Annotated in this window: 15 protein-coding genes; 9 read left to right on the top strand and 6 right to left on the bottom strand. The window is 71.7% G+C overall.

The window, feature by feature from the left end; translation table 11 throughout:
* Positions 1-26 precede the first annotated feature (26 nt).
* The 5 genes from BIV25_RS10370 (at position 27) to gap (ending at position 5,617) form a co-directional block, all read left to right on the top strand.
* Entirely contained in the window at positions 27-944 is a 918-nt protein-coding gene (locus BIV25_RS10370; protein WP_071371906.1) for a TIGR03564 family F420-dependent LLM class oxidoreductase, read from the top strand.
* Positions 945-1,051: 107 nt separating this feature from the next.
* Entirely contained in the window at positions 1,052-2,500 is a 1,449-nt protein-coding gene (gene argG / locus BIV25_RS10365) for an argininosuccinate synthase (RefSeq protein ID WP_071371905.1), read from the top strand.
* Between the two features lie 223 nt (positions 2,501-2,723).
* On the top strand, positions 2,724-3,461 hold the full coding sequence (locus tag BIV25_RS10360; RefSeq protein ID WP_071371904.1) for a cyclopropane-fatty-acyl-phospholipid synthase family protein: 738 nt from the start codon (positions 2,724-2,726) through the stop codon (positions 3,459-3,461).
* 69 nt (positions 3,462-3,530) lie between these two features.
* On the top strand, positions 3,531-4,487 hold the full coding sequence (locus BIV25_RS10355) for a GlxA family transcriptional regulator (RefSeq protein WP_071371903.1): 957 nt from the start codon (positions 3,531-3,533) through the stop codon (positions 4,485-4,487).
* A 131-nt stretch (positions 4,488-4,618) separates the two neighbouring features.
* Positions 4,619-5,617, top strand: a complete 999-nt coding sequence (gene gap, locus BIV25_RS10350) for a type I glyceraldehyde-3-phosphate dehydrogenase (protein WP_071371902.1) — start codon at positions 4,619-4,621, stop codon at positions 5,615-5,617.
* A gap of 252 nt (positions 5,618-5,869) precedes the next feature.
* On the opposite strand, the gene BIV25_RS10345 is transcribed toward gap, so the two are convergent.
* Both BIV25_RS10345 and BIV25_RS10340 read right to left on the bottom strand, forming a co-directional pair.
* Positions 5,870-6,973 (bottom strand): acyl-CoA desaturase, encoded by a 1,104-nt coding sequence (locus tag BIV25_RS10345; RefSeq protein WP_079176547.1) that lies wholly within the window; start codon positions 6,971-6,973, stop codon positions 5,870-5,872.
* Between the two features lie 45 nt (positions 6,974-7,018).
* Positions 7,019-7,435 (bottom strand): hypothetical protein, encoded by a 417-nt coding sequence (locus tag BIV25_RS10340; RefSeq protein ID WP_071371901.1) that lies wholly within the window; start codon positions 7,433-7,435, stop codon positions 7,019-7,021.
* Positions 7,436-7,508: 73 nt separating this feature from the next.
* Here BIV25_RS10340 and BIV25_RS10335 point away from each other — a divergent pair, with 73 nt between their 5' ends.
* Entirely contained in the window at positions 7,509-7,895 is a 387-nt protein-coding gene (locus tag BIV25_RS10335) for a hypothetical protein (protein WP_071371900.1), read from the top strand.
* A 4-nt stretch (positions 7,896-7,899) separates the two neighbouring features.
* Here the strand turns inward: BIV25_RS10335 and BIV25_RS10330 are convergent, their stop codons facing one another.
* Entirely contained in the window at positions 7,900-8,559 is a 660-nt protein-coding gene (locus BIV25_RS10330; protein ID WP_071371899.1) for a response regulator transcription factor, read from the bottom strand.
* Complete coding sequence (locus tag BIV25_RS10325; protein WP_079176546.1) at positions 8,556-9,800, bottom strand: sensor histidine kinase; 1,245 nt, start codon at positions 9,798-9,800, stop codon at positions 8,556-8,558. Before BIV25_RS10325 ends, BIV25_RS10330 begins: the two co-directional genes overlap by 4 nt.
* Positions 9,801-9,905: 105 nt before the next feature.
* Here BIV25_RS10325 and BIV25_RS10320 point away from each other — a divergent pair, with 105 nt between their 5' ends.
* Complete coding sequence (locus BIV25_RS10320) at positions 9,906-10,430, top strand: MepB family protein (RefSeq protein WP_071371954.1); 525 nt, start codon at positions 9,906-9,908, stop codon at positions 10,428-10,430.
* Here BIV25_RS10320 and BIV25_RS10315 read toward each other — a convergent pair.
* Positions 10,418-11,122, bottom strand: coding sequence for a maleylpyruvate isomerase N-terminal domain-containing protein (locus BIV25_RS10315; protein WP_071371953.1), 705 nt, complete (start codon positions 11,120-11,122; stop codon positions 10,418-10,420). The genes BIV25_RS10320 and BIV25_RS10315 overlap by 13 nt on opposite strands.
* Before the next feature lie 186 nt (positions 11,123-11,308).
* Complete coding sequence (locus BIV25_RS10310; protein ID WP_071371898.1) at positions 11,309-11,860, bottom strand: YciI family protein; 552 nt, start codon at positions 11,858-11,860, stop codon at positions 11,309-11,311.
* Between the two features lie 306 nt (positions 11,861-12,166).
* On the opposite strand from BIV25_RS10310, the gene BIV25_RS10305 reads away from it, so the two are divergent.
* Together BIV25_RS10305 and BIV25_RS10300 are read left to right on the top strand one after the other, a co-directional pair.
* The gene (locus BIV25_RS10305) at positions 12,167-13,054 is read left to right on the top strand and encodes a polysaccharide deacetylase family protein (protein WP_079176545.1); all 888 of its coding nucleotides are present in this window, start codon (positions 12,167-12,169) and stop codon (positions 13,052-13,054) included.
* Positions 13,055-13,153: 99 nt separating this feature from the next.
* Positions 13,154-14,605, top strand: a complete 1,452-nt coding sequence (locus BIV25_RS10300) for a cytosine permease (protein WP_177235221.1) — start codon at positions 13,154-13,156, stop codon at positions 14,603-14,605.
* Positions 14,606-14,677 lie beyond the last annotated feature (72 nt).

Raw genomic sequence — 14,677 nt, 5'->3', positions numbered from 1 at the left:
TACCCCGTACGGTGGTTGGCCCGAGTATGACCATCGGAGCAGCCTTCTCCCTCCAGAACCCGATCGACACCGTGGTGCGCCAGGCCCGAGAGGCCCATGAGGCCGGGGTGCGCTCGGCGTGGTTCGGGCAGACCTTCGCGTACGACTCTCCGACGCTCGCCGCGATCGTCGGACGCGACGTGCCCGGCCTCCAGGTCGGCACCGCCGCGATCCCCGTCTTCGGCCGCCATCCGCTGATCGTCGCCGGCCAGGCCCAGACGGCCCAGGCCGCCACCGGCGGGCGCTACCACCTCGGGCTCGCGCTCGGCACCAGGCATCTGACCGAGACCGGCTTCGGTATCCCGTACGAGCGTCCCGTCGCCCGGCTCCGCGAGTTCCTCACCGCCCTGCGCGCGCTCGTGGAGACCGGCAGCGCCGACTTCCACGGCGAACTGCTCACGGCCACCACACCGCTGCCGGCGACGGTACCGGGCGTCGACGCGCCCGTGCCGGTCCTCGTCGCCGCCATGGGCCCGCAGGCCCTGCGCGTCTCCGGCGAGCTGGCCGACGGCATCCTTCCGCTCCTGGCCGGCCCGCGCGCCCTGGCCGAGCACATCGTCCCCGCCGTCACCGCCGCGGCCGAGGCCGCGGGCCGGCCGTCGCCCCGGATCGTGGCCTTCGTCCCCGGCGTGGTCACCGACGACGTCGAGCGGGTGCGGGAGCGGGCGACCGAGGCGCTCTCCTTCTACGAAAGGTTCCCCTCCTACCAGCGGGTGATCGAGCTGTCGGGAGCCACCCGGGCCGTCGGCGTGGCGGCCATCGGCGACGAGGAGACCGTCGCCGCCGAGGTGCGCCGCTACCGCGAGGCCGGGGCGACGGAGGTGGTGTTCACCGCGACGGACCTGGGCGGCGAGGCGGACCAGCGCCGCACCTGGCAGCTGCTCGGCGAACTGGCGAAGGGCTGAGAGGAGGGAAGGGGAGGCAGAGGCCGAGGATGAGGTCCGAGGGCTTCGCGACACTCGTCCGCCCTCCGGACTATGCATGGCCATACGGAATAGTGCATACTCTTCCTATGTCCAAGGTCCTCACCTCCCTTCCGGTCGGCGAGCGCGTCGGCATCGCCTTCTCCGGCGGCCTCGACACGTCGGTCGCCGTCGCGTGGATGCGCGACAAGGGTGCCGTCCCGTGCACCTACACCGCCGACATCGGCCAGTACGACGAGCCCGACATCGCCTCGGTGCCGGGCCGTGCGACGACCTACGGTGCCGAGATCGCGCGCCTGGTCGACTGCCGCGCGGCCCTGGTCGAGGAGGGGCTGGCCGCGCTCGCGTGCGGCGCGTTCCACATCCGCTCCGGCGGGCGTGCGTACTTCAACACCACGCCCCTCGGCCGCGCCGTCACCGGCACCCTGCTGGTGCGGGCGATGCTCGAGGACGACGTACAGATCTGGGGCGACGGCTCCACCTTCAAGGGCAACGACATCGAGCGGTTCTACCGCTACGGTCTGCTCGCCAACCCGCACCTGCGGATCTACAAGCCCTGGCTGGACGCGGACTTCGTGACCGAGCTGGGCGGCCGCAAGGAGATGTCGGAGTGGCTGCTCGCGCACGGGCTGCCGTACCGCGACAGCACGGAGAAGGCGTACTCGACCGACGCCAACATCTGGGGCGCCACGCACGAGGCGAAGACCCTGGAGCACCTGGACACCGGCGTCGAGACCGTTGACCCGATCATGGGTGTGCGGTTCTGGGACCCCACGATCGAGATCCCCGCCGAGGACGTGACGATCGGCTTCGACCAGGGCCGGCCCGTGACGATCAACGGCAAGGAGTTCGCCTCGGCGGTCGAGCTCGTCATGGAGGCCAACGCCATCGGCGGCCGGCACGGCCTCGGCATGTCGGACCAGATCGAGAACCGGATCATCGAGGCCAAGAGCCGCGGCATCTACGAGGCCCCCGGCATGGCGCTGCTGCACGCCGCCTACGAGCGACTCGTCAACGCGATCCACAACGAGGACACCCTCGCCCAGTACCACGCCGAGGGCCGCAAGCTCGGCCGCCTCATGTACGAGGGCCGCTGGCTGGACCCGCAGGCGCTGATGATCCGCGAGGCGCTCCAGCGCTGGGTCGGCGCCGCGGTCACCGGTGAGGTGACGCTGCGGCTGCGGCGCGGTGAGGACTACTCGATCCTGGACACCACGGGCCCGGCGTTCAGCTACCACCCGGACAAGCTGTCCATGGAGCGCACCGAGGACTCCGCGTTCGGTCCCTCGGACCGGATCGGTCAGCTCACCATGCGCAACCTCGACATCGCGGACTCCCGTGCGCGCCTGGAGCAGTACGCGGGCCTCGGCATGGTCGGCACCGAGCACCCGGCGCTGATCGGCGCGGCGCAGGCGGCGTCGACCGGTCTGATCGGCGCGATGGCCCACGGCGGCGCCGAGGCGATCGCCTCGCGTGGCGAGGCCCCGGAGGAGGACGTGCTGCTGGACCGCGCCGCGATGGAGTCCGGCACGGACTGACCTGGCCCAACGGGCGTACGGGTCCCGGAGTTCCAGGACAGCGGGCTTCGCCGGTTCACCACCGGCGGGGCCCGATCTCGTGTCCGCCCGGCTCCACCTCGTCTACGTCATCTGCACCTCGGGCCGCACCGACGACCGACCGGTTACCGTCAGCGGGCACACCAACGGGTGATCCCCACAATCAGGTTGCGGGACCGGTGGGGCCTGCTGGCATGCTCCCGGAGTGAACCGTGATCTGATCTCCCGCCATGCTCACGCGGACCACCCGATCGCCGCGCCCCTCAGCGACGCCTCGGTGCACCGGCTCCTCCAGCGCGGTCTCCACCGCGCGGACGCCCGCGTCCTCGACCTCGGCTGCGGCGCCGGCGAATGGCTGGTGCGCGCCCTGACCGACTACCCCGGTGTCCGTGCGGACGGTGTGGACCTCTCCGAGGACGCACTGGCCCGGGCCGGCGAGCGCGCCACGGAACTCGGCGTGCGCGCCCGCCTCACCCTGCACCGCAAGGACGCCGCCGTCTTCCGCGCCACCGACACCTACGACCTCGTCCTCAGCGTCGGCGCCACGCACGCCTTCGGCGGACTGCTGCCCACCCTGGCGGCGGCGCGCACCCACCTGGCTCCCGGCGGCCAGGTCCTCGTCGGCGAGGGCGTCTGGGAGCGCGCACCGAGCCAGGAAGCCGTCAAGATGCTCGGCGAGTTCGCCGACCTGCCCACCACCGTGGACCGGGTGGTCGCCGACGGCTGGACCCCTGTCCACGGGCATGTGAGCACCCGTCAGGAACTGGACGACTACGAGTGGTCCTGGACCGGATCACTGGCGTCCTGGGCCCTGGACCACCCGGACGACCCCGACGCGGAGGAAGCACTCGAAGCAGCCACCGTCCACCGCGAGGAGTGGCTGCGCGTCTACCGCGACGTCTTCGGCTTCGCCTGCCTCGTCCTGCGCCGTACGGCGGGCTGACCCCACCGCGCCCCACCCGCCCTACGACCGGCGACCGCGCCCCTCGCACCCCCTCGTACCCTGGTCGCCATGTCCCCCTCCCGTCTGCGCCGCGCCGCCGTCCTCGTGCTCGACGGCGCGAAGCCGCTCGACGTCGGCATCCCCGCGCAGGTGTTCACGACCCGGGCGAGCATGCCGTACGAGGTGCGGGTGTGCGGTGCGGCGCCCGGGCTCGTGACCGGCGGCGACGGGCTGTCGTACCACGTCGCTCACGGCCTCGACGCGCTCGCGTGGGCCGACATCGTCTTCCTCCCCGGCTACCGGTTCCCGGACCGCGAGGCCCCGCCGCCGGCCGTCGTCGACGCGCTCCGCGCCGCCCACGCGCGGGGCGCGCGCCTCGCGGCCATCTCCACGGGCGCCTTCGCCCTCGCCGCCACCGGTCTGCTCGACGGCCGGCGTGCGACGACGCACTGGCACTACACACGGGCACTCGCGGCCAGGCACCCGCTGATCCAGGTGGACGAGAACGTGCTGTTCGTCGACGAGGGCAGCGTGCTCACCTCGGCCGGCGCCGCCTCCGGCATCGACCTCTGCCTGCACGTCCTCCGCGGCGACCTCGGCGTCGCCGCGTCCAACCACGCCGCCCGGCGCCTGGTCGCCGCCCCCTACCGCAGCGGCGGCCAGGCCCAGTACGTGCCGCGCAGCGTGCCCGAGCCGCTCGGCGAACGGTTCGCCGCGACCCGCGAATGGGCCCTGCACCGACTCGGCGAACACCTCACCCTCGCGGTGCTCGCCCGGCACGCGGCCGTCTCCCCGCGCACCTTCTCCCGGCGCTTCCTGGAGGACACCGGCTACACACCGATGCAGTGGGTCATGCGCGCCCGCATCGACCTGGCCCGCGAACTGCTCGAACGCTCCGGGCGCGGCATCGAGCAGATCGCCGTCGACGCCGGACTCGGCACCGGCGCCAATCTGCGCCTGCACTTCCAGCAGATCCTCGGCACCACCCCGAGCGAGTACCGGCGCACCTTCACCCGCGGCGAATGATCCGGCGAGAGCCAGCGCAGGACGCTGTGGCGCGATCCTTGCGAACCGTGGCGCTCCGGACACTGCCACGGCCGTACGCCGCACGCGACGCTGGTGGTGACCCGCAGCGATCAACCGGAGGGACACCACCCGTGACGCGCATCGCCATCAACGGATTCGGCCGCATCGGACGCAACGTGCTGCGCGCGCTGCTGGAACGCGACAGCTCTCTTGAGGTCGTCGCCGTCAACGACCTCACCGAACCCACCGCCCTGGCCCGGCTCCTCGCCTACGACAGCACGTCCGGCCGGCTCGGCCGCCCGGTGGCCGCCGACGGGGACGACCTGGTGGTGGACGGCCGCCGGATCCGGGTGCTCGCCGAGCGCGAACCGGTACAGCTGCCGTGGGCCGACCTCGGCGTGGACCTCGTGCTGGAGTCGACCGGCCGCTTCACCTCGGCCAAGGCCGCACGCGCCCATCTCGACGCGGGCGCCCGCAAGGTCCTCGTCAGCGCTCCCTCGGACGGCGCCGACGTCACACTGGCCTACGGCGTCAACACCGACGCCTACGACCCTGCTGTGCACACCGTCGTCTCGAACGCCTCCTGCACCACCAACGCGCTCGCGCCCCTGGCCGCCGTGCTCGACGAACTCGCCGGTATCGAGCACGGGTTCATGACGACCGTGCACGCCTATACCCAGGAACAGAACCTCCAGGACGGCCCGCACCGCGACGCCCGCCGCGCCCGTGCTGCCGCCGTGAACATCGTGCCGACCACGACCGGCGCCGCCAAGGCGATCGGCCTCGTGCTGCCGGGCCTCGACGGCAGGCTGTCCGGCGACTCCATCCGGGTGCCGGTCCCCGTGGGCTCCCTCGTCGAACTCAACACCACCGTCCGCCGCGACGTCACCCGTGACGACGTCCTGACGGCCTACCGCACCGCGGCACAGGGCCCGCTGGCCGGCATCCTCGAGTACTCCGAGGACCCGCTCGTGTCCTCCGACATCACCGGCAACCCGGCCTCCTCGATCTTCGACTCGGCCCTCACCCGCGTCGACGGACGACACGTCAAGGTGGTCGCCTGGTACGACAACGAGTGGGGCTTCTCGAACCGTGTGATCGACACCCTCGAACTCCTCGCCACCGCCTGACCGTACGCGCGACGGAGTTCGCCCTGCAGATCGGCCCTCCCTGCGCCAGGTCATCGTCCTGGCCCACCTGGTCGGCCAGCACAGCCTGGGCGTCATGTCGACCCACGGCAGTCGATCGCAGTCGCCGCGGCCGTAACATCCGCTGAGGGCAGGGCGGTTCGGCCCGCGACGGAGACCGGCACCGGTCATCCCGTGCGGGCCGGCTGACGGGCCGGTGCCCTGGCGGCGACACCGATCCGGTCCGGTGGATCGTCAGGACGCCTTCCGGAGCTGCCTGATGGGCTCTCCCACCCGGTGCATGTGGGTGAGAGCCTCGCGGTACGACTGGATGAGCCCCGTCTCGTGGTACGGCACCCCGATCTCGGCGCAGTACTGGCGCACGACGACCTGGGCACGGCGCAGATGCGGCGTGGGCATGCTGGGGAACAGGTGGTGCTCGATCTGGTAGTTGAGCCCGCCCAGCATCACGTCGGTGAGCCGGCCGCCGCGCACGTTGCGGGAGGTGAGCACCTGGCGGCGCAGGAAGTCCGGCCGGTCGTCACCGGTGAGGGTGGGCATGCCCTTGTGGTTCGGCGCGAAGGTGCAGCCGAGGTAGACACCGAACAGGCACTGGTGGACGGCGACGAAGGCCACCGCCTTGCCGGGGGAGAGCACCAGGAACAGCGCCGACACATAGGCCAGGATGTGCAGGAAGAGCAGGGCGCCTTCCAGCACCCGCTTCTTCATCGACGGCGCACGCAGCGCCCGGACGCTGGAGACATGCAGATTGAACCCCTCCAGCGTCAGCAACGGGAAGAACAGCAGCGCCTGGTGCCCGCCGATGAGCCGGGCCAGCCCCCGGCTGTTGCGCGCCTGCTCGGTGGACCACACCAGGATGTCGGGGGAGACATCGGGGTCGAGCTCCTCGTGGTTGGGGTTGGCGTGATGGCGGGTGTGCTTGTTCATCCACCAGCCGTAGCTCATGCCGATCCCGAGATTGCCGAAGAGCCGGCCCCAGATCTCACTCCTGCGGGCACTTCCGAAGACCTGCCGGTGCGCCAAGTCATGGGCCACCAACGCCACTTGCCCGAACATCAACGCCAGGAACGCGGCCACCGCCAGCTGCCACCAGGTGTCGCCGAGCGCGAGGAAGGTCCCCCAGGCGGCCGCCAGCAGCGCGATCACCAGACCGAGCCGTGCCGTGTAGTAGCCGGGGCGCCGCTCCAGCAGACCCGCCTCGGTGACGCGTCGGGACAGCCGGGCGAAGTCGCTGCCGGAGGCGGAGCCGGTCGTGCGGGAGCGGGCGGCAGGCGCTCCGGACGCGACGGGGGTGTCTGTGGTGCCGGCGGCCGCGGCGGTGTCGGTGGAAATCGTCATGCAGACGAGTCTGCGGACGGCGCTGCGGCCGAAACAGCCTGCCAGTCACCGTTCCCCGCCGGGGGCTTTCCCCACTGCGCCCAGGGTGTTTTCACCACCGCGCGCCCCTGAACCGGGCGTTCGCCCGGAGTCCAGGTGCTCCTCGCACGGCGAACGGGCCGGCAGGCCGTACCCGGCGCCCGCGCCGAACACGGTCCGCCAGTAGCGCCGAACGATCGGAAGATCCTCCGCGTACGTCACCATCGGCACCTCCCGCAGCGGGGCACACAGGTCCTCGGCTGCGCGGTATCCGGCGACGCGCTGCGCCCGGGCGGGACTCGCGATCAGCAGGTGTTCCGCGACGGCCCGTCCTTGAGGCCGCCGGGAGGCGATCACCATCCGGGGCGTCACGGCCGCCCGGGTCCGGCGCCGGCTGACCGACACCTCCACCTGGGGGTCGTACGCCGACAACGTCGCCGACATCTCCTTCCCCGACGGCGACGGCTCCTGGCCGTAGGCTGTCCCTTTTCGACGACTTCGGAGAGGTCCATCACACATGACGCCCACGCCCACGCCCAGGTCCTGGAGCCCGGAGGACATTTCCGACCTCTTCGAACTGGACGAGCAGCACGAGCGGGACGGCATGGAGACCGTGCTCGCGTACGTCGCCGAACTCGCGGGCCGCGGAGTGAGCGTGGCCGAGGTCGAGCGCGAGATCGACGCGGAGAGCGGGCTGATGATCGCGGCCGAGATCCATGTGAGCGGTGACCGTGTCGTGCGCGCCCACTTCCCGGCGGTACCGCTCGCCTGGCTGCGCGACCGCGCCGGTTTCGCCGAGGAGTGGCGTGAGTGGTGCCGGTACGAGATCGGCGAGATGTTCGTCCAGGGGGAGGGGTATCTGTACTGGACCGAGGCCGTCGACGCCGGTGTGCACGCGATGTGAGGGCTCAGTACGGTTCGACCAGCCCCGTCTCGTACGCGGTGATCACGAGCTGGACCCGGTCGCGGGCGCCCAGTTTGGTGAGCAGGCGCGAGACGTGGGACTTGGTGGTGGCGACCGTGATGAAGAGGTCCTCCGCGATCTCGGTGTTCGAGCGACCGCGTCCGACGAGGGCCAGTACCTCGCGTTCCCGCTCGGTGATGCCCGCCAGACGCCGGACGCGGCGTTCCGGTGCGGTCGCGGGGCGGCCGACGAAGTCCGCGATCAGGCGGCGGGTCACGCCGGGCGCGATCAGCGCGTCTCCGGCGGCGACGACGCGGATCGCGCCGAGGATGTCGTCCAGCGCCATGTCCTTGACGACGAAGCCACCGGCCCCGGCCCGCAGCGCGCCGTACACATGGTCGTCCTCGTCGAACGTGGTCAGGACGAGGACCCGGGCCGCCGTCGGGCCGGCCGTGATCCGGCGGGTGGCCTCGATGCCGTCCGTCCCGGGCATCCTGATGTCCATCACCACGACGTCGGGGGCGAGTTCCTCGACCAGCCGGACCGCCTCGTCACCGGTGGCGGCCTCGCCGACGACCTCCAGGTCGGGGTGGTCGGCCATGAGGACACGCAGCCCGGACCGCACCAGCGGCTGGTCGTCGGCGAGCACGACCCGGATGCTCATCGGGCATCGGTCCCGGCCGCGACGGACTCCGGCAACGGCAGCCGTGCCACCACCCGGAAGCCGCCCTCGGGGCGCGGACCCGCGCTGAGCCGCCCGTGCAGCAGCCCCGCCCGCTCGCGCATGCCGATGATCCCGAAGCCGTGCCCCGGGCCGGGACCGGTGGCGCCCAGCCCGTCGTCGACGACCTCCACCGTCAGCTCCTCGTCCCCGTAGTCCACGGCCACCCGGCAGTGCCCGGTGCCCGCGTGGCGGACCACGTTGGTCAGCGCCTCCTGCACGATACGGTAGGCGGCCAGGTCGAGTTCGGCCGGCAACGGCCGCTGCTCCCCGCCGACGTGCACCTCGACCCGTACTCCCGCGCCCGCGGTCGCCGCGGCGAGCCGTTCGAGGTCCGCGAGCCCTGGCACGGGCGCGAGCGAGTCCTCCCCGGCGCCCGCCGCGGCCGTCGTGTCCGGGTCGGCCCGGCGGAGCGCCACCAGTGTGCGGCGGAGGCCGGACAGGGTCTGCCTGCTGGTGTCCTCGATGGCCCGCAGCGCCTCGCGTGCCTCCCCGGGCTGTGTGTCGATGACCCGGCCGGCCACCCCGGCCTGGATGGTGACGATGCCGATGCTGTGCGCGACCATGTCGTGCAACTCCCTTGCGATCCTTAGCCGTTCGGCCGTGACGGCCTCCGCCACCTCCTGCGCGCGCAGCGCCACCGCATGCTCGCGGCGCTCGCGGAACAGCAGCCCGACCATGCAGGACGCGATCAGTGCCAGCAGGCCGATGACACCGTTGAGTACCAGGAAGTCCCCGTGGGAGAAGACGCTTGTCACCAGCAGCTGCACGGCGAACGCCGACGCCACGGCGGCCAGGGCGGCCCGCCGGGACCGCGTGGCGACGATGAGCCCCAGCGCGAGGTCCGCCGCCACGAACGACACGAACGGGGCCTGCCCCTGCAACGTCAGCGCGATGGCGGCGGGGCGGTGCGGGAGGACCACCACGGCGGTGGCCCCGACCAGCGTCAGCGCCAGAACCGCCGCCGGCCTCCGGCGCACGACCCCGGTCAGCAGACTCGACGCCAGCAGGCATCCCACGGCGTACAGAACGCCCGAGGCACGTGGTGCGCCCGTCAGCAGGACCAGCACCAGGAAGACGTACAGCGCGCCGCACGCCCCGTCGGCGACCGTCGTCCTCCTCGGCAGCGGCAAGTCCTTGCGGGGTACGGCGGCGCCGAGCGGGTCGGCCGGTGAGGTGAGCATGACGTGAGACTAATGAGCCGTCACCCGCTCGGCATCGGCCCGGGGACGTACGCCCGTGGTATGCCACGCGGGTGGCTCCGGCGGGCGTGCTGGCAGGATGTGAGGATGGTGGCGAATCAGCCCTGGGCAGGGCTTCACGGTGATCTGCTGGCAGCGAGGACACGGGTGTACGACCCGGGTGGCTTTGCCTGTTCGCGGCCGGTGCCCGAACCGGAGAGCGCCGAATACGCGGCTCACGGGTTCACGATCGACGGGTTGTTGGTCAGGTTTCGCGTGGCCAGGACCACCCCGACGAAGGTCGGCCAGTTCGTCACCGTGTGGCAGCGGTCCGCCGAAGGCCCGATCCGGCCGTTCGACGCCGATGACGGAGTCGACCTCTTCGTCGTCAGCAGTCATGACGGCGGTGGCTTCGGACAGTTCGTGTTCCCGCGCGAGGTGCTGTGCGAGCGCGGCATCGTGTCCAGGGGCGGTTCCGGCGGGAAGCGGGGGTTCCGCGTCTACCCGCCATGGGTGACCACGACCAGCCGTCAGGCAGCCGGCACTCAGTCCTGGCAGGTGAACTACTTCCTGCATCTCGGGGAGGGCCAGGCTGTCGAGATGGAGCGCGCCAAAGCCCTCTACCACCCGTAGGCGCCCTCTTCGCCAAGGGCGTTGTCGGGCACCCCCTGGGCGCGAGGCGTACCGTCCCAGCGCCAGGTCGTCAGACGGGCGCGGCCGGGCAGTTCGCCGCGTCCGGTGGCCCACAGCAGGGTGCGCCAGGGATCCATGGACCCGAGGGCGTCCGGGAAGAGCCGGGCGAGCACCCGCGCGCACAGATCGGCGGGCGGGCGCCAGGCCAGGCCGAGCCCCTGTGCCAGGTCGTAGGTGTGCACCAGGGTCTCCGTGATCCCCATCGCCGCGAACCCCTCGGGATCGGAGATGCCGAAGACATGGTGGGCGCGGACCCGTGGGGGCGTCGTACGCACCATGGCGATCAGCAGCGCGCCGCTCGCCTCCAGCACCTGCAACAGCCCGGCGGACCCCGCCGTGCGGTCGGCGTGGATGACGTTCGCCGGTCCGCCGGGCCGGCGGCGCTGCCACACGAAGGGGACCTCGCCCTCCAACGGCGGTGTCCTGGGGCCCAGTTGGGCGGCGTAGGCGAAGAGGTCGTCGGCGAGATGCTCGACGGTCTCCCAGCAGTCCCATTCCAGCGAGCCGGCCGTGCCGTCCCAGGCGTCCGGGGGTGCCTCGCGCAGGAGGGCGACGGCGAGCCGCAGGGCGAGGTCGAGGTCGTCCGCGGTGACGGAGGACGGGGAGTAGGCGGTCTTCGCCGGCAGGGGCATGGTCGGACCGTATCGCGACATGACCGGGCCCCGCTCGCCCTTTGATCACGGGCTACAAGTCCTCGTGCGGGGAGCCCCCTGGAGAACGCCGACGAGGCCGACGAGGGCGGCATCGCCGGAGCCGTCGTGGCGACGCGGGCGGGTGGGCGTGCCTGCCGGAGCGGGGCCCCGGCAGGCGGCTTCGCCTCACGTCCGGCGTCCGCCGAACTCCCACTCGTGGACCTCGACCACCGCGTGCACGTCCGCGGCGAGGACGGCCCGAGCCGTGTCGGGGTCCGGCGCGCGCACCAGTGCCGCCGTGCCCAGCCGGGCCGTACCGTCGTCCGACAGGAGCGGTCCGTACGCGATCAGCACGTCCCGGTCGGCCGGCGGCGCGGGCTCGGCGGCGGGCTCCGCACCGAGGCCGAGCACCAGGTAGCGGCTGCCGTCGGTCCGGCCGCCGGGGAAGTCCCACATGGTGCGCCCCAGCATGTTGCGCCACCGGCGCAGCAGGACGTCCCGGTAGACGCCGGCCTGGTAGTTGGGCTCGTCGAAGGCGAACGCACGCGCGGCGGCGGGGTCCGGCAGGTCGACGATGTGCACGCTGCCGGTGGGCGTCGTACCGTCGGCCGCGAAGGTGGGGCCGCGCGCGATCATCTCCCGCGCGTACCGGTCCATGTAGGACCAGTGTTCCTGCAGCAGTTCCTGGCGCAGTGGCAAGGAGCCGGGGCGGTCGCGGTGGTAGCAGAAGAACTCCATGACCCCGGAGCCTTCCCCACCGCAGGGCGGCATCTCAACCGGCTTTCGGCGACGGCCGCCGGACACCGTGGCGCAGTCGGCGGCAGTGGGACATGCCGCATGTCGAGTGATTCTGGACGACCTCTTACCGGCGCTTACCTGCGTCTTCACAGCCGGGGCCGCCGCGCTGCGTACGGTGGCCGATGGGGGAGACTGTCGGCTGCGGCGGCCTCCACCAGGTGTGTTCGACGAGTCGTGTGGGTTCAGTTGCGTTGGTTCAGGTGCATGGGATCAAGCGCATTGGTTCAGGCGTGGAGGAGTGGACGGATGACTGCCGGTCGTCGCGTGGTGCTCGCCGCCATGGCGGGCGGTCTGCTCGCCGGGTGCGCGGGCCCGAACAAGGGCACTGACGCCTCCGCCGCCTCCCCCGGCTCGTCGCAGACGGGTCCGGCCCCGGTACCGTCCCGCGCCACCGCCCCGGCTTCGGGGGCCGCGACCGGACCCACCGTCACCCGCGCCCGGATCGTGGCCCGCTACGGGCACAGCGTGCCGCACTCCTGGGGCTTTGACGCGCCCGGAGTGGTGCACTCCCTGCCGCGCGCGAGGAACGAGATCGCGCTGACCTTCGACGCGTGCGGCGGCCGCGGCGGCAGCGGCTTCGACCGTGACCTGATCGACTTCCTCCGCAAGCGGCAGGTCCCGGCGACCCTGTTCCTCAACTCGCGCTGGATCGACGAGAATCCGGCCGAGTTCCACCGGCTGGCCGGCGAGCCGCAGTTCGAGATCGCCAACCACGGCACCCGCCACCTCCCGCTGTCGGTCTCCGGGCGCTCCGCCTACGGCATCCCCGGCACCCGCAGCGCGGGTGAGGTGTACGACGAGGTCGCCGGGAACCGGGCCAAGCTGACCCGGCTGCTCGGCGCCCCGCCCCGGTTCTTCCGCTCCGGCACCGCGTACTGCGACGACGTCGCCTCGCACATCGTCCGCGACCTCGGGGAACGCTTCGCCAGCTTCTCCGTCAACGGTGACGGCGGCGCCACCTTCACCCACCGGCAGGTCCACGAGACCGTCGCGGCGGCGCCCGGCGGTTCCATCGTCATCTGCCACATGAACCACCCCGAGGGCGGCACGGCCGAGGGCATCGCGAGCGCCGTCCCGCAGTTGCTCGCCACCGGCCACCGTTTCGTCCGCCTCTCGGACGCGTTCCCCGCCTGACGCCGGTAACGATCACGCGAACCCGCACCTCAGCACTCGTCAGCGGGCCCCTGCGGGAGAACAATGTCCCTCAGGGACGGACCGGGTTCGGGAGGCGTCATGAGTACTTCAGCGGAGCCGAGGGTGTCAGGCCTCGAAGTCCGGTCGATCGACTACGTCCCCCTGAACGAGCGGCACGGCAAGCTCTGGCATCTGGGCCCGCTGTGGTTCATGTCCAACGCCCAGATCGCCACCCTGGCCGTGGGCCTGATCAGCATCACCTCGGGCGGCAATCTGGTCTGGTCGCTGCTGGCCATCGTCGCCGGCACGGTCGTCGGCACGTTCTTCATGGCCTTCCACTCGGCGCAGGGGCCCCAGCTGGGCCTGCCGCAGATGATCCAGTCGCGCCCGCAGTTCGGCTACGTCGGTGCCCTCCTCGTATGGCTGTTCGCCTATGTGCAGTACGCGGGCTTCAACGTCTTCAACAGCATCCTCGCCGCCGACTCCCTGCACACCACCCTGCACGGCAGCGTGAAGCTGTGGGTCGTCGTGGTCACCGTGGTCGCGCTCGTCATCGCGCTGGTCGGCTACGACATCATCCACAAGGCCGAGCGGGTCCTGACGTACACCTTCCTCGTCATCTTCGGGATCTTCACCGTCGGCGTCCTGGCCACTCTGCACTACCCGGCGGGCTCCTTCGACCTCGGCGGCTTCAAGTGGACGCCGTTCCTCGCCCAGTTCGGCGTGGTCGCCGGGTACCAGATCAGCTGGGCCATCTACGTCTCCGACTACTCGCGCTACCTCCCGCCGAAGGTCACCGTCCGCAAGACCTTCTACTGGACGTACTTCGGCTCCGCGCTCGGCGGTATCTGGCTGATGGTCCTCGGCACCCTGCTGGCCGCCTGGGCGGGCAAGGACTTCGACACCATCAAGTCGATCAACGCCGCGGGCAACAAGGTGTTCGACGGCTTCGGCACGATCGTCCTGCTCTTCGCCGCCCTGGGCCTGGTGTCCGTCACCGCCCTGAACATGTACGGCGGTTCGCTGACCCTCATCAGCGGCATCGACTCGTTCAAGCGGGTGCGGCCGACGCTGGGCGTACGCCTGCTCACCCTCGGCCTGACCGCGGCCCTCTCGCTGGTGGGCGCACTGGCAGCGACCGCCAACTTCCTTGAGAACTTCAACAACTTCCTGCTGCTCGTGCTCTACCTCTTCATCCCGTGGACCGCGGTCAACCTCATGGACTACTACGTCGTCCGCCGCGGCCACTACGCCATCGCGGAGATCTTCAACCCCCACGGTATCTACGGCCGTTGGGGCTGGCACGGCATCATCGCCTACGTGGTCGGCTTCGCGGCCATGATCCCGTTCTTCTCCGTCGGCACCCTGTACGTCGGCCCCGCCGCCAAGGCGCTCGGCGGAGCCGACATCTCCCTGTTCATCGGCCTGCCGGTCTCGGCCCTGCTGTACTGGTGGCTGACCCGCTCGATCGACGTCGAGGCCGAGACCCGCCTGGCCCAGGAAGAGGCGGCGGCACTGGAACAGGCTGCCCACGAGCACCGCGAGCCCTGAGGGCCCCGACGCTGCTGGAGGCCGGCCAGAGCCTGGGACCGGTCACGAGTCCGGGGCCCGGCGGTGTCCTGC

Source organism: Streptomyces sp. MUSC 14, assembly GCF_001866675.1.
Lineage (GTDB): Bacteria > Actinomycetota > Actinomycetes > Streptomycetales > Streptomycetaceae > Streptomyces.
Note: the sequence above shows the minus strand (reverse complement) of the source record. Positions and strands in the feature narration are given on the sequence as shown.

What these genes read in the sequence shown, in the direction of transcription:
- BIV25_RS10370 (WP_071371906.1), top strand. Translation starts at nt 27, where the DNA reads ATGACCATCGGAGCAGCCTTCTCCCTCCAGAACCCGATCGACACCGTG.
- argG (WP_071371905.1), top strand. Translation starts at nt 1,052, where the DNA reads ATGTCCAAGGTCCTCACCTCCCTTCCGGTCGGCGAGCGCGTCGGCATC.
- BIV25_RS10355 (WP_071371903.1), top strand. Translation starts at nt 3,531, where the DNA reads ATGTCCCCCTCCCGTCTGCGCCGCGCCGCCGTCCTCGTGCTCGACGGC.
- BIV25_RS10345 (WP_079176547.1), bottom strand. Translation starts at nt 6,973, where the DNA reads ATGACGATTTCCACCGACACCGCCGCGGCCGCCGGCACCACAGACACC.
- BIV25_RS10340 (WP_071371901.1), bottom strand. Translation starts at nt 7,435, where the DNA reads ATGTCGGCGACGTTGTCGGCGTACGACCCCCAGGTGGAGGTGTCGGTC.
- BIV25_RS10335 (WP_071371900.1), top strand. Translation starts at nt 7,509, where the DNA reads ATGACGCCCACGCCCACGCCCAGGTCCTGGAGCCCGGAGGACATTTCC.
- BIV25_RS10330 (WP_071371899.1), bottom strand. Translation starts at nt 8,559, where the DNA reads ATGAGCATCCGGGTCGTGCTCGCCGACGACCAGCCGCTGGTGCGGTCC.
- BIV25_RS10325 (WP_079176546.1), bottom strand. Translation starts at nt 9,800, where the DNA reads ATGCTCACCTCACCGGCCGACCCGCTCGGCGCCGCCGTACCCCGCAAG.
- BIV25_RS10320 (WP_071371954.1), top strand. Translation starts at nt 9,906, where the DNA reads ATGGTGGCGAATCAGCCCTGGGCAGGGCTTCACGGTGATCTGCTGGCA.
- BIV25_RS10315 (WP_071371953.1), bottom strand. Translation starts at nt 11,122, where the DNA reads ATGCCCCTGCCGGCGAAGACCGCCTACTCCCCGTCCTCCGTCACCGCG.
- BIV25_RS10310 (WP_071371898.1), bottom strand. Translation starts at nt 11,860, where the DNA reads ATGGAGTTCTTCTGCTACCACCGCGACCGCCCCGGCTCCTTGCCACTG.
- BIV25_RS10305 (WP_079176545.1), top strand. Translation starts at nt 12,167, where the DNA reads ATGACTGCCGGTCGTCGCGTGGTGCTCGCCGCCATGGCGGGCGGTCTG.
- BIV25_RS10300 (WP_177235221.1), top strand. Translation starts at nt 13,154, where the DNA reads ATGAGTACTTCAGCGGAGCCGAGGGTGTCAGGCCTCGAAGTCCGGTCG.